General features: G+C 70.5%; 24 protein-coding genes. 12 read left to right on the top strand and 12 right to left on the bottom strand.

Annotation, left to right across the window (positions count from 1 at the left end; translation table 11 throughout):
* Positions 1 to 9: 9 nt before the first annotated feature.
* The 4 genes from BLT25_RS02490 (at position 10) to BLT25_RS02475 (ending at position 4,466) form a co-directional block, all read left to right on the top strand.
* A complete protein-coding gene (locus BLT25_RS02490; protein WP_091041513.1) occupies positions 10 to 594 on the top strand; it encodes a TIGR03086 family metal-binding protein in 585 nt (194 codons plus the stop codon).
* Between the two features lie 103 nt (positions 595 to 697).
* The gene (locus BLT25_RS02485) at positions 698 to 2,203 is read left to right on the top strand and encodes an ATP-dependent DNA ligase (protein WP_091041510.1); all 1,506 of its coding nucleotides are present in this window, start codon (positions 698 to 700) and stop codon (positions 2,201 to 2,203) included.
* A gap of 56 nt (positions 2,204 to 2,259) precedes the next feature.
* Positions 2,260 to 3,714, top strand: a complete 1,455-nt coding sequence (locus BLT25_RS02480) for a glycerophosphodiester phosphodiesterase (RefSeq protein ID WP_091041509.1) — start codon at positions 2,260 to 2,262, stop codon at positions 3,712 to 3,714.
* Between the two features lie 62 nt (positions 3,715 to 3,776).
* Positions 3,777 to 4,466: a TetR/AcrR family transcriptional regulator gene (locus BLT25_RS02475; RefSeq protein ID WP_091041506.1), complete on the top strand. Its 690-nt coding sequence runs from the start codon at positions 3,777 to 3,779 to the stop codon at positions 4,464 to 4,466.
* 255 nt (positions 4,467 to 4,721) lie between these two features.
* Here BLT25_RS02475 and BLT25_RS02470 read toward each other — a convergent pair whose 3' ends face one another.
* On the bottom strand, positions 4,722 to 6,002 hold the full coding sequence (locus BLT25_RS02470) for an acetyl-CoA C-acetyltransferase (protein WP_091041505.1): 1,281 nt from the start codon (positions 6,000 to 6,002) through the stop codon (positions 4,722 to 4,724).
* Positions 6,003 to 6,152: 150 nt separating this feature from the next.
* Here BLT25_RS02470 and BLT25_RS02465 point away from each other — a divergent pair, with 150 nt between their 5' ends.
* Both BLT25_RS02465 and BLT25_RS02460 read left to right on the top strand, forming a co-directional pair.
* The gene (locus tag BLT25_RS02465) at positions 6,153 to 7,475 is read left to right on the top strand and encodes a 3-oxoacyl-ACP reductase (RefSeq protein ID WP_091041502.1); all 1,323 of its coding nucleotides are present in this window, start codon (positions 6,153 to 6,155) and stop codon (positions 7,473 to 7,475) included.
* Positions 7,475 to 8,356 carry a MaoC/PaaZ C-terminal domain-containing protein gene (locus BLT25_RS02460; protein WP_256328410.1) on the top strand — a complete coding sequence of 294 codons (882 nt, stop codon included), beginning with the start codon at positions 7,475 to 7,477 and terminating at the stop codon, positions 8,354 to 8,356. The genes BLT25_RS02465 and BLT25_RS02460 overlap by 1 nt, the downstream gene beginning before the upstream one ends.
* 70 nt (positions 8,357 to 8,426) lie before the next feature.
* Here BLT25_RS02460 and BLT25_RS02455 read toward each other — a convergent pair whose 3' ends face one another.
* The gene (locus BLT25_RS02455; RefSeq protein ID WP_091041500.1) at positions 8,427 to 9,323 is read right to left on the bottom strand and encodes an NHL repeat-containing protein; all 897 of its coding nucleotides are present in this window, start codon (positions 9,321 to 9,323) and stop codon (positions 8,427 to 8,429) included.
* A gap of 123 nt (positions 9,324 to 9,446) precedes the next feature.
* On the opposite strand from BLT25_RS02455, the gene BLT25_RS02450 reads away from it, so the two are divergent.
* The 4 genes from BLT25_RS02450 (at position 9,447) to BLT25_RS02435 (ending at position 12,503) form a co-directional block, all read left to right on the top strand.
* Positions 9,447 to 10,361, top strand: coding sequence for a GNAT family N-acetyltransferase (locus tag BLT25_RS02450; RefSeq protein WP_091041498.1), 915 nt, complete (start codon positions 9,447 to 9,449; stop codon positions 10,359 to 10,361).
* A 56-nt stretch (positions 10,362 to 10,417) separates the two neighbouring features.
* Positions 10,418 to 10,636, top strand: coding sequence for a type II toxin-antitoxin system VapB family antitoxin (locus tag BLT25_RS30580; protein WP_091041496.1), 219 nt, complete (start codon positions 10,418 to 10,420; stop codon positions 10,634 to 10,636).
* Complete coding sequence (locus tag BLT25_RS02440; RefSeq protein ID WP_091041494.1) at positions 10,627 to 11,040, top strand: PIN domain-containing protein; 414 nt, start codon at positions 10,627 to 10,629, stop codon at positions 11,038 to 11,040. The genes BLT25_RS30580 and BLT25_RS02440 overlap by 10 nt, the downstream gene beginning before the upstream one ends.
* 167 nt (positions 11,041 to 11,207) lie before the next feature.
* Entirely contained in the window at positions 11,208 to 12,503 is a 1,296-nt protein-coding gene (locus BLT25_RS02435) for a hypothetical protein (protein ID WP_091041492.1), read from the top strand.
* Here BLT25_RS02435 and BLT25_RS02430 read toward each other — a convergent pair.
* From BLT25_RS02430 to BLT25_RS02420, 3 genes are all read right to left on the bottom strand, one after another.
* Complete coding sequence (locus BLT25_RS02430) at positions 12,445 to 12,795, bottom strand: ArsC/Spx/MgsR family protein (RefSeq protein ID WP_091041490.1); 351 nt, start codon at positions 12,793 to 12,795, stop codon at positions 12,445 to 12,447. The genes BLT25_RS02435 and BLT25_RS02430 overlap by 59 nt on opposite strands.
* Before the next feature lie 146 nt (positions 12,796 to 12,941).
* Entirely contained in the window at positions 12,942 to 13,820 is an 879-nt protein-coding gene (locus BLT25_RS02425) for an acyl-CoA thioesterase (protein WP_176883548.1), read from the bottom strand.
* Positions 13,821 to 13,835: 15 nt separating this feature from the next.
* Positions 13,836 to 14,795: a proteasome assembly chaperone family protein gene (locus tag BLT25_RS02420; protein ID WP_091042411.1), complete on the bottom strand. Its 960-nt coding sequence runs from the start codon at positions 14,793 to 14,795 to the stop codon at positions 13,836 to 13,838.
* 309 nt (positions 14,796 to 15,104) lie between these two features.
* Between BLT25_RS02420 and BLT25_RS02415 the strand changes: the two genes are divergently transcribed.
* Positions 15,105 to 16,304 carry a thiolase family protein gene (locus BLT25_RS02415; RefSeq protein WP_091041488.1) on the top strand — a complete coding sequence of 400 codons (1,200 nt, stop codon included), beginning with the start codon at positions 15,105 to 15,107 and terminating at the stop codon, positions 16,302 to 16,304.
* Positions 16,301 to 18,394, top strand: coding sequence for a 3-hydroxyacyl-CoA dehydrogenase NAD-binding domain-containing protein (locus BLT25_RS02410; RefSeq protein WP_091041485.1), 2,094 nt, complete (start codon positions 16,301 to 16,303; stop codon positions 18,392 to 18,394). The genes BLT25_RS02415 and BLT25_RS02410 overlap by 4 nt, the downstream gene beginning before the upstream one ends.
* Positions 18,395 to 18,484: 90 nt before the next feature.
* On the opposite strand, the gene BLT25_RS02405 is transcribed toward BLT25_RS02410, so the two are convergent.
* The 7 genes from BLT25_RS02405 to BLT25_RS02375 all read right to left on the bottom strand — a co-directional run bounded on the left by BLT25_RS02405 (position 18,485) and on the right by BLT25_RS02375 (position 24,282).
* Positions 18,485 to 18,706, bottom strand: a complete 222-nt coding sequence (locus tag BLT25_RS02405; RefSeq protein WP_091041484.1) for a hypothetical protein — start codon at positions 18,704 to 18,706, stop codon at positions 18,485 to 18,487.
* 145 nt (positions 18,707 to 18,851) lie between these two features.
* Positions 18,852 to 20,750 (bottom strand): 1-deoxy-D-xylulose-5-phosphate synthase, encoded by a 1,899-nt coding sequence (gene dxs, locus BLT25_RS02400; protein ID WP_091041481.1) that lies wholly within the window; start codon positions 20,748 to 20,750, stop codon positions 18,852 to 18,854.
* Between the two features lie 11 nt (positions 20,751 to 20,761).
* Positions 20,762 to 21,214, bottom strand: a complete 453-nt coding sequence (locus BLT25_RS02395) for an NUDIX hydrolase (RefSeq protein WP_091041478.1) — start codon at positions 21,212 to 21,214, stop codon at positions 20,762 to 20,764.
* A 32-nt stretch (positions 21,215 to 21,246) separates the two neighbouring features.
* Positions 21,247 to 21,591 (bottom strand): type II toxin-antitoxin system PemK/MazF family toxin, encoded by a 345-nt coding sequence (locus BLT25_RS02390; RefSeq protein WP_091041476.1) that lies wholly within the window; start codon positions 21,589 to 21,591, stop codon positions 21,247 to 21,249.
* A 32-nt stretch (positions 21,592 to 21,623) separates the two neighbouring features.
* The gene (locus BLT25_RS02385; protein ID WP_091041473.1) at positions 21,624 to 22,619 is read right to left on the bottom strand and encodes a zinc-binding dehydrogenase; all 996 of its coding nucleotides are present in this window, start codon (positions 22,617 to 22,619) and stop codon (positions 21,624 to 21,626) included.
* The gene (phnE, locus tag BLT25_RS02380) at positions 22,619 to 23,488 is read right to left on the bottom strand and encodes a phosphonate ABC transporter, permease protein PhnE (protein ID WP_091041471.1); all 870 of its coding nucleotides are present in this window, start codon (positions 23,486 to 23,488) and stop codon (positions 22,619 to 22,621) included. The genes BLT25_RS02385 and phnE overlap by 1 nt, the downstream gene beginning before the upstream one ends.
* Positions 23,485 to 24,282 carry a phosphonate ABC transporter ATP-binding protein gene (locus tag BLT25_RS02375; protein ID WP_091042408.1) on the bottom strand — a complete coding sequence of 266 codons (798 nt, stop codon included), beginning with the start codon at positions 24,280 to 24,282 and terminating at the stop codon, positions 23,485 to 23,487. The genes phnE and BLT25_RS02375 overlap by 4 nt, the downstream gene beginning before the upstream one ends.
* Positions 24,283 to 24,333: the final 51 nt, after the last annotated feature.

Below are 24,333 nucleotides of genomic sequence, written 5' to 3'. Positions count from 1 at the left end.
GATCAACAGGTGCTTACTTTCGAAGACCTGCTCGCAGAGCATCGCCACGCCCTCGACGACACCACCGCCCTCGCCGCCTCGGCCGGCGATCTGACCGTCCCCACCCCGTGCGCCGGGTGGGACCTCGCCGACCTGTTCGGCCACATGGTCGGCCAGAACCTCGGCTTCACCGCCGCGGTGGCCGACGGCGACGCGCCGGTCGCTGCGTACTCGTCCGTGCCGGTGACCGTCGACGACGTCGCCCAGAGATGGCAGGAGTCGGCCGGTCGGGTCCGAGACGCCTTCGGCGCCGCCGATCCGGGCGCGACGATGCACCTCGCCGAGTTCGGCTTCCGGCCGACCGTCACGGTCGCTCTGGGCATGCAGCTGCTCGACGCCGCGGTACACGCCTGGGACGTCGCGACCGCCCTCGGTCGCGACTATCGGCCCTCGGAGGCCACTATCGGCTTCGTCCTCGACATGGCGCGGCAGATCGCCGCCCGGCCGGGCGGGACGCCGGTCTTCGCCGCGCCGCTCGTCGAGCGTGGCGAGGACCCGTGGGGCGACGCGCTCCGTCTCCTCGGGCGCGATCCGGGGCAGCAGGTCGAGGCGTAGCGCACCGTGGTCTCGACCCGCTCCACCTCCTCCCGTTCCGCCGCCGCTCGTGCCTCGCGGCGCCACAGGCTCGGATGTCGGTGGCGTGAGGTTCACTGGAGACATGCTGCTCGCCGACATCGTCTCCACCTCGAACACCGTCGCCGCGACCCGGTCGCGGAAGGCGAAGGTCGCCGCGCTGGCGGAGTGCCTCGGCAAGGCCACGCGCGCCGAGCTGCCGGTGGTGACCGCCTATCTCGCCGGCACGCTGCTGCAGCGGCGTACGGGGCTGGGGTGGCGCTCGCTCAGCACACTCCCCTCGCCCGCGGCCGATGCGTCGCTCACGGCGAGCGAGGTGCACGAGGCGTTCGAGCGGATGTCGCTCCTGTCAGGCTCGGGCTCACAGGTCGCCCGGGCGGGCGAGGCGGAGACGCTCTTCGGCGCGGCGACGACGGCCGAGCAGGTGTGGCTGCGGGGTGTCGTCACCGGAGAGGTACGTCAAGGGGCGCTCGACTCGCTGGTGCAGGAGGCGCTCGCGGTGGCTGCCGGGGTGCCGTTGCCCGCCGTGCGCCGCGCCGCGATGCTCGCCGGCTCGACCGTGGTGGTCGCCGGGCTGGCCTTCGACGGCGAGGAGGCACTCGCCGAGGTCGGGCTCGTGGTCGGCCGACCGGTGATGCCGATGCTGGCCTCCTCGGCCGGGTCGGTCGAGGAGGCGCTGGCGAAGATAGGCGGGCCGGCGGTGGTCGACACCAAGCTCGACGGCATCCGGATCCAGGTGCACCGGCAAGGCGAGGAGGTCGTGATCGCCACCCGCACCCTCGACGACATCACCGCCCGGCTGCCGGAGGTCGTCGAGATCGTACGCAGCCTCCAGGTCTCCTCGGTCGTGCTCGACGGCGAGGCCATGCTGGTCGGACCGGACGGACGGCCGCGGCCATTCCAGGAGACCGCCTCCCGCACGGCGACCCGAGGAGAGGCCACCGCAGTCGTGGCGCCGTTCTTCTTCGACGTACTCCATCTCGACGGGGCAGATCTGTTGGGCAGCCCGCTCTCCGAGCGGCTCGCCCTGCTCGACTCCGTGGTTCCCGCCCAGCACCGCATCGCGCGGGTGGTCACCGACGACCCGGCAGCGGGCGAGGCGTTCGCTGCCGGCGCACTGGCCGGCGGGCAGGAGGGCGTCGTGGTCAAGGGCCTCGAAGTCCCGTGGGAGGCCGGGCGGCGCGGATCGGGCTGGATCAAGGTCAAGCCGGTCCACACCCTCGACCTGGTCGTGCTCGGCGTCGAGTGGGGGTCGGGACGCCGCAAGGGCTGGCTCTCCAACATCCACCTCGGCGCTCGCGGACCCGACGGGTTCGTGATGATCGGCAAGACGTTCAAGGGCATGACCGACCAGATGCTGGCCTGGCAGACCGAGAGGTTCTCCGAGCTCGCGCTCGCTGACCCGCACAGCGACTGGGTGGTCGAGGTCAGACCCGAGCAGGTGGTCGAGATCGCCTTCGACGGCGTACAGCGCTCGACCCGCTACCCGGGCGGTGTCGCGCTGCGTTTCGCCCGCGTGGTGCGCTACCGCGACGACAAGACAGCGGCGGAGGCGGACACGATCGCGACGGTTCAAGACTTTCTCGACTAACAATATCGGGATACCGGTTAAAGACGCGGTCGAGCCATCCCCTAACCTCACTGCGCATGCCCCCATACGCCCGGTTCGCCACGCTGCCCGCGGCGTTGGTGATGGTTCTCGGCCTGGCCGCCTCCGCTCCCGCCCCTGACTCCCCTGCCGGGCCGATCGAGGTGGCCGCGCCGAGCTCGAGCGTCGCCCGGCCGATACCGCGCGAGACGTTCACGCTGAGCGGTTCGATGGGCGCGAGCGTGGAGCGGGTGGTGCGCCTGCAGAGCTATCACCACGGCGCCTGGGAGGTCGTCCAGAAGCAGACCCTCGAGAGGTCGGGCGAGTACGCGTTCGCGGTGACCCAGCCGTCCTCGGTACGGACGCGATGGCGCGTCCTCGCCTACGGCATCAAGCGCGAGGGCCGCGGCTGGCGCGAGCGGGTCACGGCGCCGCGTACGCTCTTCGGGCAGCCGCAGGCGGTCACCACCAGCGTGGCGCGGTCGGTGCGTGCCGGGAGCGCGGTGCGACTCACCGTCTTCGCCGCGCCGGCTCGCCCCGGCCGGGTGCTCACCCTCCAGCGCGAGGGCGGCGACGGCTGGCGCAGGGTCGCCGACCTCACCACCGACGCGACCGGCCATGCGACGTACGTCTTCCGAACCCGGGCCGTCGCGAAGACCCGGTTCCGCACGATCGCCCGGGCACATCGCGGCGCGCCGGCGTTCGTGGGCTCCTCGGCGGCCGTGTACGCGCTCGGGAGCCGGCCGGTCGGGGTGATGGCGTGGCGCGGCGACTCGCTCAACTATCCGGAGAACACCCTGGACGCGTTCCGCAGCGCGGTGCGGCAGCGGGCCGACTTCATCGAGATGGACTTCCAGCCCACGGCCGACGGCGAGTGGATACTGCTGCACGATGGCGACTTCCGGCGTACGACCGATGTCGAGGCCCGCTACCCCGAGCGCCGGACGGCGAGTCCACGTGCGTTCACCCTCGCCGAGGTGCAGTCGCTCGACGCGGGCTCGTGGATGGGCCCGCAGTTCCGGGGTGTCCGGGTGCCGACCATCGAGGAGACCTTCGACGCCATCGAGGCGGCCGAGAGGCTCGAGGGGCACCGGGTGCGCCTCGTGGTCGAGCTCAAGGGCGAGAGCGCCACCGAGATGCGCGCGCTCTACCGCAAGGTCGTCTCGCTGCGTCCCGACTGGGTCTCCCGGAAGCACCATCGCGACAAGGCGATCTTCATGAGCTTCGAGGCCGGCCACTTCGACTTCCCCGGTGTCGAGGGGACCGGGATGGAGAAGGTCGCCGTCAAGGACGAGCCCGACCCCGCGGACGCCTACGGCCACGGCTTCGCCCAGGTGCACCTCCACACCCGGCTGCTCTCAGCCGCCCTCGTGGACCGCTACCGTCGCCAGGGAGCCGAGGTCGGCACCTGGCCGGCGGTCGGCACCGCATCGGTGCTCCGCGCCGCGGTGGCGGGGGTCGACTACGTCACCACCGACGACATCGCGGGTGCCCGGAGGGCCTTGCTGCACTAGGCAGACGTGAGGACCGACACTCGGAGTGCAACTCCGAGTTGCACACCGCGTACAGTGTGCCTGTGAGCACTCGACCATCCGGACCCGAGTCCGACGGCCGCCGCTCGGCCGCCGCGGCCCGGCGCCGCGCCCGCGAGGCAGACATCGTCGCCGCCACCCGCAAGATCTTCGACGAGCGCGGCGTCAGCGACGCCCAGATCGAGGACATCGCCAAGGCGGTCGGGATCAACCGCGCGATCGTCTACCGGCACTTCACCGGCAAGGACGAGATCTTCGCACTCACCCTCGTCGGCTACCTCGACGAGCTCCGTGAGCGGATGCTGACCGCGACCGAGGGCGACAGCGCACCCACCGACGTGGTCCGCGACGTCGTCGGCACCTTCGTCGACTACGGCATCGAGCACCCGGCCTTCGTCGACTGCGCCCAGACGCTGATGCGCCGCAGCGGCTCCGACCTGCTCGACGAGCTCTCCGAGAGCGCCCTGTTCCGCCTCGGCCGGGCGATGAACGGCTGCCTCACCATCCTCACCACGGTCTTCGAGGACGGCGCCGCCTCCGGCGAGCTCCACGTCAAGGACGCCAACCTGCTCGCCAACACCCTCTACGCCTCCGGCCTCGGCGCCCTCCAGCTCGCCCGCGTCGGCATCCTGGTCTCCGAGTCCGCCCCCGGCGTACCCACCGTCGGCTCCGTCTCCCCCGACCAGGTCCGCGACTTCCTCGTCACCTCCGCCCTGGCCCTCACCGCCAAATAGCGCCGAGCCGTCACGTACGTCGGCCGAGACGTCAGTTCCGTCGGCCGAGACGTCAGAGCTGGGCGACGAGAATGTAGTTGTGGGCGACGAAACTCGAGTTTCGTCGCCCACAACTACATTCTCGTCGGCACGCCACTTCTGCCGATTCGGCGGTGAGGCAACAGCCGAAGCGTCAGATACGTCGGCCGAGTTGGCAATCCGGTGCCAACTCGGCCGACGGGAGCGACGCCTCGGCCGACGGGGGTGACGCCTCGACTACTTCTCCAGGATGGCGACGACGCCCTGGCCGCCTGCGGCGCAGACGGAGATCAGGCCGCGGCCGGAGCCCTTCTCATCGAGGAGCTTGGCGAGGTTGTTGATGATCCGGCCGCCGGTGGCGGCGAAGGGGTGGCCGGCGGCAAGGCTGGAGCCCTTGACGTTCAGCTTCTCGCGCGGGATCGAGCCGAGCGGGGCGTCGAGGCCGAGCTTGTCCTTGCAGAAGTCCGGGGACTCCCAGGCGGCCAGGGTGGAGAGGACCTGGGAGGCGAAGGCCTCGTGGATCTCGAAGAAGTCGAAGTCGTCGAAGGTCAGGCCGTTGCGGGCGAGGAGGCGCGGGACGGCGTAGGCGGGAGCCATCAGCAGGCCCTCGCCACCGGCGATGTAGTCGACAGCGGCGACCTCGGCGTCGACGAAGTAGGCCAGGACCGGCAGGTTCTTGGCGGCGGCCCACTCCTCCCTCGCGAAGAGCACGGCCGAGGCGCCGTCGGTCAGCGGCGTGGAGTTGCCGGCCGTCATGGTCGGGTTCTCGCCCTTGACCCCGAAGACGGGCTTGAGGGTCGAGAGCTTCTCCACGGTCGAGCCCGGGCGGAGGTTGTTGTCCTTCTCCAGGCCGCGGAACGGGGTGATCTGGTCCTCGAACCAGCCGGCCTCGTACGCAGCGCCCAGCTTCTGGTGCGACGCGGCGGCCAGCTCGTCCTGAGCCTCGCGAGTGATGCCCCACTCCTGCGCGGTCAGCGCGGCGTGCTCACCCATGGAGAGCTTGGTGCGCGGCTCGACGTTGGCCGGGATGTTGGGGATGACGTCGGCGGGTCGGAGCTTGGCGAACGCCTTGACGCGGTCGATGTTGGTCTTGGCCCGGTTGGCCTCGAGCAGCACCTTGCGGAGCTTCTCACCGAGTGCGATCGGCGCGTCGGAGGTGGTGTCGGTGCCGCCGGCGATACCGGAGTCGAGCTGGCCGAGCGCGATCTTGTTGGCGATGTAGGTCGCCGCCTGGAGCCCGGTGCCGCAGGCCTGCTGCAGGTCGACGGCGGCCGTCTCGGGGGCCAGCTTCGAGCCGAGCACGGACTCGCGGGTCAGGTTGAAGTCGCGCGAGTGCTTGAGCACCGCACCGGAGGCGACCTCACCGATGCGCTCACCCTCGAGGCCGAAGCGCGCGGCGAGACCGTCGAGGACGGCGGTGAACATCTCCTGGTTGGACGCGGTCGCATACGCGCCGTTGGAACGGGCGAAAGGAATGCGGTTGCCGCCCACGATGGCGACACGACGGGTGGTGGTCATGAGTTCATCCTTGTCTGATGAAGCGCTTTGGAGAAGGGTATGTCAGGGAGATCACGAAAAGTGGACACCGAGTTACACATGTAGTTACAACTGGCCGGTAACATACCAACGTACGCCCCAGAGACCACGTTCAGAAGGATCAGAGAGACCATGAGCGACAAGTACCAGAGCTTCACCCAGTCGGCGATCGGCAAGGTCCTCGTCAAGAACCTCGGGCTGCCGAGCCCCGCCAAGCTCGAGCGGTACGCAGCCGGTGCCCCGCTCGTGAAGGGCACCGTCCTCGTCGGCGGACGTGGTCGTCTGGCCGAGTCGCTGAGCGGGCTCCTGGGCGAGCTGGACATCACCTCGGCCGACGCCGCGACCCCGGGCACCAAGCTCAAGGGCCTCGTCTTCGACGCCACCGGGCTCACCTCGACCGCCGACCTGGTCGCGCTCCAGGAGTTCTTCACCCCGGTGCTGCGCAGCCTGGAGAACAACCCGCGCGTGGTCGTGATCGGCACCCCGCCCGAGCAGCTCAAGGGTGGCGAGCGGGTCGCCCAACGCGCACTGGAGGGCTTCACCCGCAGCCTCGGCAAGGAGATCGGCAAGGGCGGCACCGTCCAGCTCGTCTACGTCGCCGAGGGCTTCGAGGGCTCGCTGCTCTCCACCCTCGCCTTCCTGCTCTCCCCCAAGAGTGCGTACGTCTCCGGCCAGGTCGTGCGGATCGGCACCAAGAACGCCTCCCCCGCTGCCGAGCAGGTCGACCCGAAGAAGCCCCTGACCGGCAAGGTCGCCCTCGTCACCGGCGCCGCGCGCGGCATCGGCGAAGAGATCGCCAAGGTGCTGCAGCGCGACGGTGCGACCGTCGTCGGCCTGGACATCCCGCCGGCCGAGGACGACCTGAAGAAGGTCACCCCCGACTACATCACCGCCGACATCACCGCCGAGGACGCGCCCGCCAAGATCGCGGAGTACCTCCAGGAGAAGTTCGGCGGCATCGACATCGTCGTCCACAACGCCGGCGTCACCCTCGACAAGAAGCTGGCCAACCAGAAGCCCGACCGCTTCGGCAAGGTCCTCGACATCAACATCACCGCCCCGGAGCGGATCACCGCGGAGCTGCTCGAGCAGAAGCTGGTCCGCCCCAACGGCCGCATCATCGGCGTCTCCTCGATCGCCGGTATCGCCGGCAACCTCGGCCAGACCTCCTACGGCGCCTCGAAGGCCGCCGTGATCGGCTTCGTCGACTCGCTGGCCGAGGAGCTTCCCGACGGCATCACGATCAACGCGGTCGCACCGGGCTTCATCATCACCCAGATGACCGCGGCGGTCCCGTTCGCGACGCGTGAGGTCGGCCAGCGGCTCAACGCGATGGCCCAGGGTGGCCTCCCGGTCGACGTCGCCGAGACCATCGCCTGGTACGCCTCGCCGGCATCGACCGGCGTCAACGGGAACGTCGTGCGGGTGTGCGGCCAGATGATGCTGGGGGCCTGATGAGCACGCCCAGGATCGAGCCCAGCTTCACCGGTAGGTCCGGTCCCGGCCTGCTCCTCCGGGCGGCGCTGCCCGCCGTCCCGGGCATCAACGCGCTCCCGGGGATCAAGAAGACCGGAGTCCCCTACGAGGAGCTCAGTCTCACCCGCGAACCGGTCGTCCTCGAGCGGAGCGCGGTCGACGCCTACGCCGAGCTGTGCGGCTTCCCGATCAAGGACACCGTGCCGCTCCCCTACCCGCACATGCTGGCCTTCCCGCTGCACATGGCGCTGATGTCCTCGCCCGACTTCCCCTCACCCGCGATGGGGATGGTCCATATCGAGAACTCGATCAGCGGCTACCGCCCGATCTCGATCGGCGAGGCGGTCTCGGTGACCGCCACCGTGGGGCAGCCCGAGCCGCACCCGGTCGGCAAGGCGTACCGGTTCCTGACCGTCGCGACCGTCGAGGGTGAGGTCGTGTGGGAGTCGACCTCGACGTACCTCGTCCGCGGGAAGCGCAACCCCGACGTGTCCTGGAAGTCCGACCTGATCGAGGTAGACCCGTCCGGGCCGGTCTTCCCGCTCAGGGCCGACCTCGGCCGGCGCTACGCGAAGGTCGCCGGCGACTACAACCCGATCCACCTCTACCCGCTGACCGCGAAGGCGCTGGGCTTCAAGCGGCAGATCGCGCACGGGATGTGGACCAAGGCCCGCTGCATCGCGGCGCTGGAGAACCGGCTGCCCGATTCCGTACGCGTGGACGTGGCGTTCAAGAAGCCGGTCTTCCTGCCGTCCTCGGTCGCGTTCGGGTCGCTGAAGCACCTGGACGGCTACGACTTCTCGCTCCATAGGCGCGGCTCGGACACGCTCCATCTGGTGGGGCGTACGACCGCACTCTGAGCCCGCGCACGATGAGCCGCCCTCGGCTCGCTGACCGAGGGCGGCTCTCGTGCCGCTTCATGCCGTCGAGTCAGCGGCGAACGGCGGTGACCCAGTAGGGCGTGTCGGGCTCCGGCGGGGTGGTGAACCGGGCGTTGGGCAGGTAGAGCCGGTCGCGGTAGGCGGCGACGGTCGTCGGCACGTCGAAGTCGTCGCTCGTCAGCGTGTCGACCTGGACGCCGCGGGAGCCGGACTTGTCGAGGTGGATGACGGCGATCTCGTTGATGAGGTTGCGGACGACGTACAGAGTCCTGCCGAGCAGCAGCATGCCGTCGCCGTTGGTGAGGCCGGCGCCACCGAGGTCGACGACGGTGGTCGCGCCGCTGCGCGGGTCGACGCGGTGGAGGAGGCCCGTGGTCGAGTTGACCACCAGCAGGCCGCGGCCGTCCGGAGTGGCGGTGATGCCGTTGGCGTTGAAGCCCGCCACCTGCTCCCAGTCCCCGGTGAGCGGGAGGCTGCGGACCGGGCCTCCGCGGAGCGGCACGGCGTAGAGCTGGGCCTGCTGGGAGTCGGTGAACCACGCGTTGTGGCGGGTGAGGACGACGTCGTTGACGAAGCTGGTCGCGGTGGTGAGCCGGTGGTCGGCGAGGAGCCGGCCGGTGCGGGTGTCGATGACCCTGGCGGTGCCGCTGGGGCCGCCGGCGGCGAAGAGGCGACCGTGGCGGTCGACCTTGAGGCCGACGGTGGCGGTGCCGGGGCCTTGGGAGACCACCTTGCCGCGCCCGGTGCGCAGGTCGACGCGGTAGATGTCGCCGTCCACACGCGACCCGAACCAGGCCGTCGACCCGCCTCCGATCGCGATGCCCTCGGGCTGGAAGCCGCGCGGGAGGTCGAATCTCTTCGGGAAGACCGTGTGCGCGTCGGCCGTGGCTGGGACGAGGGCCGCGACCAGTGCCGCGGCGAGCAGGGCGATACGGATCCGGAACATCGTTGCTCCTGACGGGGTCGGCGCCGCCGAGCCGGCGCGAAGGACGGCTGCTATCGCCTACCGTACGCCGCGGGCCCGATAACCCGTGGCGAGTCGGGGTGAGCAGGTGGGACCGTGGGCCCCATGACCACCGCCATGATCCTTCCCACCGGCTACACCGAGCGGCCGTTGGCGCTGGCCGATGCTGCCGCCGTCACCCGGGTGATGGCGGCCGACGAGCTGGCCACCGTCGGCGAGGTCGTCATCGAGCTGGCCGACATCGTCTCGGAGTGGCAGCGGCCGTCCTTCGACATCTCCGCCAGCACGGTCGGTGTCATCGACACCGCCGGCGACCTGGTCGGCTACGCGGAGTGCTCCGGTGGCCCCCGGGCCGACGCCGCGGTGCATCCGGACCACTGGGGCCGCGGCCTCGGCACCGCCCTGGCGGGCTGGCTCGCCGCGAAGGCTGGTGAGCTCGGGGAGCCGGTCATCGGCATGCCGGTCCCCCAGGGCTCGCCCGGCGACCGGCTGCTGGCGTCCCTGGGCTGGTTCCCGCGCTGGGAGTCCTGGGTGCTGGCGCTGCCGCAGGACGCGGCGATCCCGGTGCGGGAGCTGCCCGAGGCGTACGCCATCAGGGCGGCCACACCGCAGGACCACGAGCAGGTGTGGACCGTGATCGAGGACGCCTTCCTGGAGTGGTCCGAGCGCGAGCGGGAGCCCTACGCGGACTGGGTCGCCACGACCGTCGGACGACCGGGCGCCGAGCCGTGGAACATCCGCGTGGTCACCGGCCCTGACAGCGCCGTGGTCGCCGCGGCGGTGCTGGTGATGACCGAGGACGGCCGCGAGGGGTACGTCAGCAGGCTGGCCACCCGCAAGGACCAGCGCAACCGTGGCCTGGCCCAGGCGCTCCTCGCCGACGCGTTCGGCGCTGCCCGCGCCCACGGAGCGACGCGCGCGACCCTGTCGACGGACTCCCGAACCGGCGCCCTGGACCTCTACGTGCACGTCGGCATGGAGGTCGAGTCCACCTGGGTCCACCGCGCGACCCGGCCCTGATCCCACCTGGACGCCCCGCGCTGGGCTACCATCTTGCGTCCAGGAGGTGGACAGACATGTCCGACGTACTGATCCGAGGCCTCTCGGATGACGAGCTCGCGCGCATCGACACCGAGGCGACGCGGCTCGGGCTGACCCGCAACGAGTATCTCCGCCGATGGTTCACGCCCGACGCACTGCGTCCGCTGCCACCGGCGCGACCCGTGGCCGGCGGCGACTTCGCGAAGTTCGCCCCGCTCGCCGACCGGGGTCTGATGCGTGACGCATGGTCGTAGCTCGACCCTGGTTGGTGCACCGCTCGGCGCTCGCCCGGATGTCCACCAGCCCCGATGCTGAGAAGTGGTCCCGCCTGATCGAGCTGGGACAAGTACGCATCACCACCACGACCCTGCTCGAGATCGGCCACCTGGCCCGCTCGGAGCGGGAATGGTCCGACCTCGTCGAGGACGTGCCGATCATCCACATGCCGCTCGCGACCCTCACGCCGCGTACGGAGGCACGGGCGCTGGAGATCCAGCGCATCGTGCTGCGCGAGGGCCGCCACCGGGCGCCGTCGGTCCCAGACCTGCTCGTCGCAGCGGTCGCGGAGGAGGCCGAACTCACGGTCCTCCACGCCGACAACGACGTCGACCTCATCACCCGCACCACCGGCCAGTCCGTCGAGCGCCTGCGCCTGTGACCAAGCCCGTCGAGTCGGCTCGTCATGACGAGCCGACTCGACGGGTGCTTTGGGCTGGTGTCGGGGTGCGCTATCGCGAGTGCCGACCAGTGTGTGCGATAGCGCGCCGCGCTGGCGATCGACGGGGGCCGGCTGCCCGTCGCACTCGGGGCCGATAGAACATCCGCATGCACGCTGACCCCCACCAGTCTGCAGGCGACCGAACGACCCTCCTGACCACGCTCGGCGAGCTCGATGTCACCGGCCCGATGGAGCCGGTGCTCGGCGGCCTCCCGGGCTCGTTGACGGCACAGGCGACACTGTGGCTCTCGACCCGCCTGGCCGCCGCGGTCCGTTCCTATGTCGACGGGCTGGCCGACCTCGGCGCGCCTGTCCAGCAGGAGTCTGAGATCGGCCCGCGCCCGACCGAGAACGACTACCTCCCACCGACAGGTCCGCCCGGCCTCGCCGAGGTCGGCGGCTGGTCGACCAAGGCGCTGACCGAGGCGGCCCGTCGCGTACGCGATGCCGCCGACGCTGTCGAGTCGCACCTGCACGAGGTTCCGGGGCTGCTCACCGCTGCCACGCCGGAAGAGAGAGACGCCGAGGTACGCAGCGGCGAGCTGCTCCTCAAGGCACTGCGCCACGCCCGCTGGGCGATGCACGACGGGGCCGCGAACCTGGATGCCGCGCTGGCCGAGCTCACTGAGGCGACCGCGGTCGCGGTGGCCGCAGGCCACCCGCTGCTCGACGACCCGCAGACCCACCCGGTGAGCATCACCGCAGCCCTCGCCCGGGTCGCCCGGGCCGATGCCGCGACCGCCGCGGCGCTCCACGACATCGAGTTCCCCGAGAGCCTGACCTCGCGGATCGCCGCCTACCTGGCCCGGGTCATGGCGACCCGCCAGGTCGTCGCCTCGCTCGGCGAGGAGGGCGAAGGGGCGCTCGCCGTCGGCAAGGTCGCCAAGAGCGCCGGCGGCGTGGTCGGCAAGGGCAGCGCGTACGTCCGGTTCCTGCGTACGACCCTGCTCGGGCTGACCCGGTCACGCTCGCTCGGCGCGCTGCGGCAGTTCGCCCGCGGGAGCACCAACGGCGGGTTCCTGCGGTTTCTCATCGGCGCCCGGCTCGCTCGCGGGGTCGGCTGGATCTTCCTGCCGCTGACGTTCCTCACCGGAGCGATCGATGCGGTGACCGGCGGCGGCGAGAGCGGCGTACGCGGCTGGACCAACCGCCTTGTCGGTCTCGCCGGCGCGACCGGAGCGGCGGTGCTGCTGGTGACCCAGCTGCGCTGGACCGCGGCGGGCCCCGCGGCACTCAGCCTCGCCGGCGCCGCGGTGCTCGGCTTCAGCCTCTGGTCGCTGGGCACGATGGTCTGGGACCACCGTGCCCGGATCGGGACCTTCCTGGGCGCCGTCGGGAGCCGGCTCAGAACAGCTCGCGGACCTTCTCGATCGGCCGGGCGAGCACGCCGCGGTCGCCCTTGAGCACTATCGGGCGCTCCATCAGGGCCGGGTGCTTCACCATCAGCTCGACCAACTCGTCCTCGGAGAGGTCGCGGTTGCCCAGGTCGAGCTCCTTGTAGACCGGCTCGCGCTTGCGCAGCACGTCGCGAGCGCTCAGGCCGGTCTTCGCCAGGATGTCCCTGACCTCCTCGGCACGCAGGCCGAGCACGTGGTAGTCGACCTTCTCGAAGTCGATCCCCTCCTCCTTGAGGAGGACGAACAGGTTCCGACACGTCGTGCAGGTCGGCTTCTCGTACACGGTGATCTGATCCACGTCCGTCACCCTAGCCCGCCGGTCGGATGCGCTATCGCGGCAGGCAACCACGGTGTGCGATAGCGCGTTGCCCTACGGGCGCCACGGCGGACAGATGCGCCGACTCGGCGCCGGAATCCGGGACAGACGCGCCGAGTCGGCGGGTGTCAGGCGCGGGGTGGGCGGATGAGGCCTTCCTGGGCGACGGTCGCCGCCAGCACCCCGTCGGCGGTGAAGACGCGGCCGATGGAGAGGCCACGGCCGCCGAAGGCCGAGGGGCTCTCCTGGTCGTAGAGCCACCACTCGTCGGCGCGGAAGGGGCGGTGGAACCAGATGGTGTGGTCCAAGGAGGCCATCTGGATGCCCTTGTGGTCCAGCGAGTGGGCGGCCAGGGAGGCGCCCAGGAGCGAGATGTCGGAGGCCCAGGTGAAGGCGCCGCGCTGGGTGTCGGGGTCGTCGGGGAGCGAGGCGCCCAGGCGGATCCAGAGGCGCTGCTGCGAGGGGCGTGCCGGGTCGGGCTCGAGGCCGAGCAGCGAGTTGCCGACGGCGCGGATCTCGACCGCCTCCCACTCGCGCGCCAGCGAGACCGCCTCGGGACTGCCGGAATCGGCCATCATCTTGAGGAAGTCGATGCACTTCTCCGGCGGCGGCACCGACGGCATCGCGTCCTGGTGCTCGAAGCCGGTCTCCTCGCGCTGGAAGTTGGCGGTGAGGTAGTAGATGTCGCGCCCCTTCTGGCGCGCGCTCACCCGCCTGGTCTCGAAGGAGCGCCCGTCACGGATCCGCTCGACGTCGTAGACGATCGGGTAGGACGGGTCGCCCGGCAGCAGGAAGTAGGAGTGCATCGAGTGCACGGTGAAGGCCGGGTCGGCCGACCGCACCGCGGCCATCAGCGCCTGGGCGGCCACCTGGCCGCCGTAGGCGCGGCCCCGTGAGTTGCGGGTCGTGGTGGCACCGTGGAAGAGGTCCTTGTCGATCTCGACCAGGTCGAGCACGCCTACCAGCTCGGCCACTGCCTGATCCGCCGCTACGGCGTCGGTCGTCATGTGAGTGAGTGTCTCTCAATCCTTCTCAGAGCTGTCATCGGGGTCGGGGCCGTTCAGCCCGGCCAGGAACTGCTCGAACTGCTCGCCGAGCTCGTCGCCGGTCGGCAGCGGCTCGTCGGGAGCCAGGAGCGAGCGCCCGGACTCCTCGCCGCGCTGGAAGGTGTCGTACTGCTGCTCGAGAGCAGCCACGACCTCCCGCACCTCGGCATTGTCCTCGATGTAGGAGGCGATCTCCTCCTCGCGGAGCTGGGCCTCGGCCTCCAGGTCGGAGACCGGGATCGTCAGCTTGGCCGCGCGCTCGAGCGCGTCGACGAGCACGACCGCCGCTGCCGGGTAGTCGCTCTGGGCCAGGTAGTGCGGCATGTGCACCACGAAGCCGCCCGCCGGGTGGCCCCACTCCCCCAGGCGTACCTCCACCAGGGCCTGGGCCGAGGCCGGGATCCGGATCTCACCCTTCCAGGGGCTCTCCCAGACCTGGCCGGCGAGCTCCTGCGCCGGGTCGTTGGCGTGCCTGGTCGTGGTCAGCGGCCGGGTGTGCGGCACCGCCATCGGCACCGAGGCCAGCGCGATCACCTCGGTCACGCCGAGGCGCTCGACGACCTCGCGTACGGCGGCGGCGAAGGCCTCCCAGCGGTTGTCCGGCTCGGGGCCGTGCAGCAGGAGGTAGGGGGTCTCGCCGGTGTCCTTGAGCAGCCGGACGACCAGCCGCGGGGCGTCGAAAGACTCGTAGTGGTCGCTGACGAACGAGATCGCCGGGCGTCGGGCCCGGTAGTCGTGGAGCTCGTCGACGTCGAAGGTCGCCACGACCGGCGCTCGCCTCGAGGTCTGGATCAGATGGGCCGCGGCCCGCTCGGCGGCCTTGCCCGCGTCGAGGAAGCCGTCCAGGACGACCACCAGCGGCAGCTGGTCCCCACCGGCAAGGATGATCTCCTCGGGCAGGTCGTCCACGATGTGCACCAGTCGTGATCCGGCCATCGGTGTCTCCTCCCGTTGCGTCAGGCCCTCGCGGACCTTGTCGTCGCCTGCCTCGCCAGGGATCTCGACCCTGGGGCTCAACCTTCTCAATACACGCTTCCACATGACGACAGCGCAGCATTCTGGACGCCCAGGTTATTCCCAAGCCGACGCGCGGGGACCGGCGGCCTCCGCTACGAGAGGCGGTGTGACCTCCCCCTCGGTGCGGCCGTTGTTACTAGCGGGTAATGTAGGCGACGGGCACTACCCGTGCCCGCACCAACAGCGCCGCCCGGCGGCAACGACCGGCAACCCACATGGAGTGACACGGTGACCCGACAGCTGCGAGAAGTCGTCTTCGTCGACGGCGTACGCACACCTTTCGGCAAGGCCAAGGGCCAGTACGCCGAGACCCGCGCAGACGACCTGGTCGTCAAGCTCATCCGTGAGCTCACGCGCCGCAACCCCGAGCTTCCCCCCGAGCGGATCGACGAGGTCGCCATCGCCGCGACCACCCAGATCGGCGACCAGGGCCTGACGATCGGCCGCACCGCGGGCCTGCTCGCCGGGCTCCCGCAGTCCGTCCCGGGCTACGCGATCGACCGCATGTGCGCCGGCGCGATGACCGCCGTCACCACGACCGCCGGCGGCATCGCCTTCGGCGCCTACGACGTCGTCATCGCCGGCGGTGTCGAGCACATGGGCCGCCACCCGATGGGTGAGGGCGTCGACCCCAACCCGCGGATCATCTCCGAGAAGCTCGTCGACCCCTCGGCGCTCGTCATGGGCAACACCGCCGAGAACGTCCACGACCGCTACCCGGCGATCACCAAGGAGCGCACCGACGCGTTCGCCGTCCGCTCCCAGGAGCTGGCGGCCAAGGCGTACGCCGACGGCAAGATCCAGCCCGACCTGGTCCCCGTCGCCACCCGCTCGGCCGAGAACGGCTGGGGCCTGGCCACCACCGACGAGCCGATGCGTCCCGGCACCACTCCTGCGGACCTGGCCAAGCTGAAGACCCCGTTCCGCCCGCACGGCCGCGTCACCGCGGGCAACGCGGCGGGCATCAACGACGGCGCGACCGCCTCGCTGCTGGCCTCCGAGGAAGTCGCCCGCGAGCTCGGTCTGCCGATCAAGATGCGGCTGGTGTCGTACGCCTTCGCCGGCGTCGCCCCCGAGGTGATGGCCGTCGGCCCGATCCCCTCGACCGAGAAGGCGCTGGCCAAGGCCGGGCTCACGATCGACGACATCGAGGCCTTCGAGGTCAACGAGGCGTTCGCCATCCAGGTGCTCGCGTTCCTGGACCACTTCGGCATCGCCGAGGACGACGAGCGCGTGAACCCCTACGGCGGCGCGATCGCGTTCGGTCACCCGCTGGCCTCCTCCGGTGTGCGGCTGATGATCCAGCTCGCGCGCCAGTTCGAGGAGCGCCCCGAGGTCCGCTACGGCCTCACCACCATGTGCATCGGCCTGGGTATGGGCGGCACGGTCATCTGGGAGAACCCTCACTGGAACGGAGACGCCAAGTGACTGGCATCAACACCCTTCTCGCTGATGTCGAGAAGCTCTTCTCCGACGACGAGGTCGTGACCGCGGCCAAGCTGGCGAAGGTCACCCTGCCCTCCGGCAAGGTCCTGGGCCTGGTCACCCTCGACAACGGCCACGACCACACCCGCCCGAACACCTTCGGGCCGAGGTCGCTGGTCGAGCTCAACACGGCGTACGACGCGGCCCTGGTCGACGACTCGATCGACGCGATCGCGGTGACCGGCAAGCCGTTCATCCTCGCAGCCGGCGCCGACCTGACCTCGCTGCAGGCGGGCGGCCCCGACGGGATCCGTACGATCGCCGAGCTCGGTCACGCGGTCTTCCGCAAGCTGGGCGATGGCGACGGCACGACGAAGAAGCCGTCGTTCGGGTTCATCAACGGGCTCGCGCTCGGTGGCGGCCTCGAGGTCGCGCTGCACGCCGACTACCGCACGATCCAGGACTCGGTGCCGGCCGTCGGCCTGCCCGAGGTCATGCTCGGCCTGATCCCGGGCTGGGGCGGTGGCTACCTGCTGCCGAACCTGATCGGACCGGCCAAGGCTGCCAAGGTCTTCATCGAGAACCCGCTCAACAACGGCAAGGTGCTCAAGGGCACCGAGGCCTTCGACCTGGGCATCGCGGACGCGATGTTCGGCGGCGCCGACTACCTCGAGCAGTCGCTGCTGTGGGCCGACAAGGTGCTGACCGGTGACGTCACCGTCACCCGCGAGGAGATCGACCGGGGCGAGGGCTGGGACGAGGCGACCAAGAACGCCGGCTTCTTCGCCTGGGCCAAGACCGGTGACGCCTCCCCGGCCGCCAAGAAGGCCGTCGAGCTGCTCACCCTGGCCAAGACGGCGACCCGTGACGAGGGCTTCGCGGCCGAGGACGACGCCCTCGTGGCGATGTCGAAGACCCCGCAGCTGCTCGCCTCGCTCTACTCCTTCGACCTGGTGCAGAAGCGCGCCAAGCGCCCCGCCGGTGCCCCCGACAAGGCGCTCGCGCAGAAGGTCACCAAGGTCGGCATCATCGGTGCCGGACTGATGGCCTCGCAGTTCGCTCTGCTCTTCGTCCAGCGCCTCAAGGTGCCGGTCGTCATGGTCGACCTCGACCAGGAGCGTGCCGACAAGGGTGTGGCGTACGTCCACGCCGAGCTCGACAAGAAGCTGGCCAAGGGCCGGGCGAGCCAGGACGCGACCAACCGCCTCAAGGCGCTCGTGACGGCCTCGGTCGACTACGAGGAGTCCTTCTCCGACGCCGACTTCATCATCGAGGCCGTCTTCGAGGAGATGGGCGTCAAGAAGACCGTCTTCGCCAACGCCGAGGCCGTCGCGCCGGAGACCGCAGTCTTCGCCACGAACACCTCGAGCCTCTCGATCACCGAGATGGCATCGGAGCTGAAGAACCCCGAGCGGGTCGTGGGCTTCCACTTCTTCAACCCGGTCGCGGTGATGCCGCTGCTCGAGATCATCAAGGGCGAGAAGACCTCCGACGCGGCCCTGGCCACGGCGTTCTCGGTCTCGAAGTCGCTGAAGAAGACCTCGATCCTGGTCAAGGACAGCCCGTCCTTCATCGTGAACCGGCTCCTGGGCCGCTTCATGGGCGAGGTCTCCAAGGTCGCCGACGAGGGCACCCCTGTCGACGTCGTCGAGTCCGCCTTCGCCGGGGTCGCGCCGATGGGCCCGTTCGCGCTGATCGGCCTGGTCGGTCCGGCGATCGCGTACCACAACAACGAGACGCTCGCGAAGGCCTTCCCGGACCGGTTCTACCTCTCCGAGAACCTCCACCGGGTCGTCGAGGCCAAGAAGAGCTCCTTCTTCGGTCCCGACGGGCGCACTCTCGATCCCGAGGTCGAGGCGCTGCTCGTCTCCGGCGATGTGGTCAAGACCGCCGAGGAGGCCCGCCAGCAGTCCCTGGAGGCGATCGCCGACGAGATCGGCCGGATGCTCGAGGAGGGCGTCGCCCAGGCCGCCGAGGACATCGACCTCGCGATGATCACCGGTGCCGGCTTCCAGTTCTGGAACGGCGGCATCACCCAGCTCCTCGACCGCGAGGGCATCTCCGAGAAGGTCACCGGCAAGAAGTTCCACTGACCGACGCAAGTCCGCCCCCGACCGATCTGATCGGTCGGGGGCGGTCCCATGCTGGGGCCGGGTCGGGCCCGGACGTACGTCAGCAGGGACTCAGGCCTTGTCGGTGGTCACCTTGCCGCCGCCGATCGCCGTCTCCGGGGTGCCCACGTTCTGCCGCGCGCGGGGCCGCTGCTGGCGGCCCGTGGCCTGAGCCGATCCGCGCCGGCCCTCGATCCTCTTGCGGATCTGTTCATCCGCCGCCCTGAGATCGAACGGCGCCGACATCTGCTCAGGTGACCAACGGAATTCGGCCACGAGGTCGTCATAGAGCATTGGATCCCCCGAGTGCTGTGTGGTGACATTACCGAGAGCCCTCGTCGCCCCCGACAGACCCCACTCTAAGCCCACATCAGCCGAACTTCGCCAGGGGCTCGACCAGAGAGACCGACTGCCCGAGTCAAAATTCGACGTCTCGGAGTCAGATACTGACGTCTCGGGGCAGCGGCGCGGGGGCCAGGGAGCCGAGGCGCTCGATGGTGTCGAGCGCGACCGCTTGGGGGGTCAGGCCGATGCTCTCCAGGATCTTGGGGCGCTTGGCGTGGTCGAGGAACTCCTGCGGGATGCCGTGGATCTTCACCGGCGTGCGTACCTCGGCAGCGGTCAGCGCCTGCAGGAAGGACGCGCCGACGCCGCCCGCGACGCCGTTGTCCTCGATGGTGACGACCAGGCTGTGGTCGGCGGCCGCCTCGATGAGGGCCGGGTCGATCGGCTTGACCCAGCGCGGGTCGACGACGGTCACGCCGATGCCCTGGGCGGTGAGCCGCTCGGCGACGCCCACGGCGACCTCGGCCATGGAGCCGACCCCGAGGACCAGGACGTCCTTGGTGCCGTTGCGCACGAGTACGTCGGCGTCACCGAGCTTGGCGATGGTGGGGATGTCCTCGGGCGGCGGGCCCTTCGGGAAGCGTACGACCGTGGGCGCGTCTTCGACCTCGACGGCCTCGTCGAGGAGCTCGTTGAGGCGAGCGATGTCGCGCGGCGCGGCCAGGCGGAGCCCGGGGACGACCTGGAGGAGCGACATGTCCCACATCCCGTTGTGGGAGGCACCGTCGTCGCCGGTGACCCCGGAGCGGTCGAGGACGAACGTCACCCCCGCCCGGTGCAGGGCGCAGTCCATCAGGACCTGGTCGAAGGCGCGGTTGAGGAAGGTCGCGTAGACCGCGAAGACCGGGTGCAGGCCACCCATCGCCAGGCCGGCCGCCGAGGTGGCTGCGTGCTGCTCGGCGATCCCGACGTCGAAGGTGCGCTCGGGGAACTTGGCCTGGAACGCGTCGAGACCGACCGGGTGCATCATCGCCGCGGTGATCGCGACGATGTCCTGGCGGCTCTCCCCCAGCCGGATCATCGCGTCGGAGAAGTGGTCGGTCCAGATCCGGCCCTTGGGCTTCTCGGCCCCGGTCTGGACGTCGAAGGGACCCGGCGAGTGGAACTGGTCGGCCTCGTGGCGCTCGGCCGGGTCGTAGCCGTAGCCCTTGCGGGTGATCGCGTGCACGATCACCGGACCGCCGAACCGCTTGGCCGAGGCCAGCGCCTGCTCGACCGCGTGCCGGTCGTGGCCGTCGACGGGGCCGACGTACTTCAGGCCGAGGTCCTCGAACAGGCCCTGGGGCGCGACCGCGTCCTTGAGCCCCTTCTTGACCGCATGCAGCGCGTCGTAGGCCATCGAGCCGATCCCGGGCACCGCGTTGAGGCGGCGCTTGACCATGTCGAGGAGCACCTCGTAGCGGGGGTTCGTCCGCAGCGAGGTCAGCGCCGTTGCCAGGCCACCGATGGTCGGGGTGTAGGAGCGGCCGTTGTCGTTGACCACGATGACCAGCTTGGAGTCGTGCTGGATCGCGATGTTGTTGAGCGCCTCCCAGGCCATCCCACCGGTCAGCGCGCCGTCGCCGATCACGGCGACCACGTGACGGTCCTCGCCGCGGATCGTGAAGGCCTTGGCCAGCCCGTCGGCGTAGGAGAGCGCGGTGGAGGCATGCGAGTTCTCGACCACGTCGTGGTCGGACTCGGCCTGGCTGGGATAGCCGCTCATCCCGCCCTCGCGGCGCAGCGTGCCGAAGTCGCCGGCTCGGCCGGTGACGAGCTTGTGGACGTAGGACTGGTGGCCGGTGTCGAAGACGATCTTGTCGCGCGGGCTGTCGAAGACCCGGTGCATGGCCAGCGTCAGCTCGACTACGCCGAGGTTCGGTCCCAGGTGGCCGGTGTTGGTGGCCACGGTCCGGATCATCAGGTCCCGGATCTCGCTCGCGAGGAGCTCGAGCTGGTCGTCGGAGAGATCACGAAGATCCTGCGGCGCGGCGATGCGTTCGAGGAGACCCATAAGAGGGGATTCTACGTCTCCACCCTGAGGGCCCTCGACCCGGATAGGGCCGCGTGCTGGGGCGATCCGAGGAAGGGTGTCAGCCCGATCCGGGCCGAGTCGCTGAGGTCCAGGTCAGGCACTGTCGCTGGGTCGACGAAGACGATCTGTCGGCCCTCGTGGCAGACGATGTCGGCGTCGGTGAGGTCGATCCCCGCTGCGTACAGGTGGAGCTTGTCGTCGGTCCCGGTCTCGGGGTGGTGGACGTCATGGACGCCGAGCAGCTGCAGGTCGTCGGGGCTGATCCGGACCTCGGTCTCCTCCTCGAGCTCGCGCACCGCGCCGGCCAGCGGGTTCTCCCCCGCCTCCAGGTGGCCACCGCAGAAGGCCCACTTCTCCGGCGCGATCACGGGGCGCTCGTCACGTTCCTGGAGCAGCACCCAGCCACGACGGTCGACAAGGATCACAGCGGCGAACTCGGTCATGGGGCGCGAGCCTAGTACTCCGGCCCGGTCGATCAGCTGGGCGGACCGACCACGCCACCGAGACGGAGGGCGTCGTCGATCTCATCGAGCTTCGCGGAGGTCAGGACACCTGCCCGCTCGATCAGGTCGTCCCGCGACAGGGTCGTCAGCCACGTGCAAGGCGTCGCGCCCGGGCGCGGCAACGCGACCCGGAGCACGCCTTCGAAGGGCAGTCCTTCCCCGGCGCCCACCGCCACCTCGACGCCCAGACCGGTGATGTCGACGCCCGCCGGATCGACGACCTGCATCACCTGGATCCCGGACGCATCGTCTCCCGAGAGCAGCACGACCGGCCGCCGCTCGTCGAACTCCACCCACCAGACTTCACCACGTTGCACGTGTCCTCCTGACACAGGACGGGTGGCCGATGCTAGCTCGGGTCGCTGCGCGGACGCACCGATGCCCGCGGTCTACCCAGCTCGCTCCTCAGTACGTCACCGACCTGCTCGAGCCCGACGGGCTCCTCGACCAGCTCCGCCCACGGGCGCTCGGACGCGGCGAGGAAGGCGACCGCCTGTTCCAGATGGCGCGGCTCGTAGTTGTGTACGCCGCTGACCGTCCGCCAGCCCCGCACGATCGACTCGGGGTCGACCGAGATCGCGCGCCCCGGTGAGACCGAGCCCACCAGGACGAGGGAGCCGCCGATGTCGAGCGCCCCGAACGCCGCCTCCACCGCCGACGCGGCGCCGGAGAAGTCCAACGCCACGTCGACCGGCGCAGGCGCCTGACCCGCGCGGAGCGTCGAGGTCGCGCCGAAGCCGACGGCCAGCTCCAGCCGGGAGGGCTCGACGTCGCTCGCCACGATCTCGGCCGCGCCTGCGTCCGCCGCGGCGGCCATCGCGGTGAGCCCGAGCATCCCGGCGCCGACCACCAGCACCCGCTTCCCGCGCAGCGAACCGGCCCGTTCCAGGGCCGCCATCACCGTGGCGGTGGCGCACCCGGCCGGCGCGGCGACCTCGTCGGCCATGGTGTCGGGGACCGGGACGACGGCGGTGCCGGCGGGCAGGAGCAGGTGGGTCGCATAGGTGCCCGACAGCGGCCAGGCCGGCTGGTAGGTCTCGTGCCCGAGCTTGCGCACCGAGCGGCACTTCGCGGTGAGCCCCCGAAGGCAGCGGTCACAGCTCCCGCAGGAGACGGTGACGCCCCAGACCACGCGCCGGCCGGTGCCAACGATCCGCCCGACGCCCTCGTGCCCGAGCACGCTCGGGCAGGCACCGGGACGCCGGCCGGAGACCGTGTGGTGGTCGGAGCCGCACACCGTCGCCAGGTCGATCTCGACCAACGTCTCCCCCGGACCCGGCACCGGCAGGTCCACGGTCTCCAGCGTCACCTCGGCGCCACCACGCCACACCGCGAGCCGCGCCATCAGACCGCGCCGACCTTCCGGCGCAGCCAGGCGCTGAACAGGTCGATGACGATGATCAGGACGATCACCATGCAGACGTAGGTCATCATCGTGTCGAAGTGGAAGCTGTCCACCTCGGTCTTGATGAAGAACCCGATGCCGCCGGCGCCGACGGTGCCGAGGATCACGGAGGACCGTACGTTGGTGTCGAACCGGTAGAGCAGCAGACCCAGCAGCGAGGGCATCACCGCCGGCAGCACCGCATGAGCGGCGGTCTGGACCGGCGAGGCACCGGCGACGCGCAGCGCCTCCACCGGCCCCTGGTCGACCTCGTCCATCGACTCCGACCACAGCTTGCCCATCACCGCGACGTTGTGGATCGCCAGCGCGATCACACCCGGGAAGGCCCCGAAGCCGACCGCGGCGATGAACATCAGCGCATAGACCGTCTCGGGAATCGCACGCAGCACCGACATCACCGCTCGCCCGGCCAGCCACAGCGGCACGAACCGGTTGGTCGTACGCGAGGAGATGATCGCGAACAGCAGCGCCGCCGGGATCGACAGGGTCGTGCCGAGCAGGCCGATCCAGATCGTCAGCAGGCAGTACTCCAGGCCGGGGCGGATCGTCTCGGACCAGCGCAGATCGAGGGGGAAGGCGCCGTCCTGGTGGATCGTCTTGCCGTTGGGGAAGGTCTTGTCGAGGCCGAACAGGAAGTTCCACAGGCCCCGCCAGCCCTCGATCAGCTCCTTGGGCGAGGTGTTGGTCTGCACCGCGGCGTACCAGTGCACGATGATCAGACCGAGAGTGATAGCCACTCCGACCGCGATCCCGGAGGGACGGAACCGGGGCGGGACGGCCTGCTCGGGTGGCCTTGTCGCGATGCTCATGCGAATTCCTTCGTACGGGCGGCCTCGGCCGCCTCCAGCGCCTCCAGGGCGGGCCGGTAGAGCCCGGCGACGGTGTCGTCGTCGACCTCGGCCGCGGGGCTGTCGAAGACCAGGGAACCTCCGGCCAGGCCGAGGATCCGGTCGGAGAAGCGTCGTGCCAGGTCCGGCTGGTGCAGGACGGCGGCGACGGCGAGGCCGTCGTCGTCGGCCAGCGAGCGGAGCAGGTTCATGACCTGCTCGGAGGCGGCCGGGTCGAGCGCGGAGACCGGCTCGTCGGCGAGCAGCACCTTGGCTCGCTGGCACAGCGCCCGGGCGACGGCGACCCGCTGCTGCTGGCCGCCGGAGAGGCGACCGGCCTTCTCCCGGGCCCTGTCGGCGAGACCGACCCGGTCCAGGCAGGCCATCGCCTCCTCCTGCAGCTCGCGCGGGAAGGCGAGCACGGACCAGGACCGGCTCAGGCCGAGCCGGCCCAGCGCGCCCGCGCAGACGTTGTCGAGCACGCTGCGACGGGGCACCAGGTGGATCTTCTGGAAGACCATCGCGACCGTCGGCATGGCCTCACCGGGCTTCCCGGTCACGCCGTCGACCACGATCGTGCCGGCGTCGGGGCGCTCCAGGCCGACCACGCATCGCAGCGACGTGGACTTGCCGGAGCCGTTGGCGCCCAGGAGGCTGACCACCTCCCCGGAGGAGACGTCGAACGTGAGGCCGTCGAGGACCGTCTTCTCGCCGAACGCCTTGCGCAGCCCGTCGACCCGCAGCGTCGCGGCGGCGGAGAGGTGGTCAGCGCGCATCACGCCGACACCTCCGTAGCGCAAGCGCCATCGTACGAAGGCGCCGGCGTA

It is taken from the genome of Nocardioides sp. YR527 (assembly GCF_900101045.1).
GTDB lineage: Bacteria > Actinomycetota > Actinomycetes > Propionibacteriales > Nocardioidaceae > Nocardioides.
Note: the sequence above shows the minus strand (reverse complement) of the source record. Positions and strands in the feature narration are given on the sequence as shown.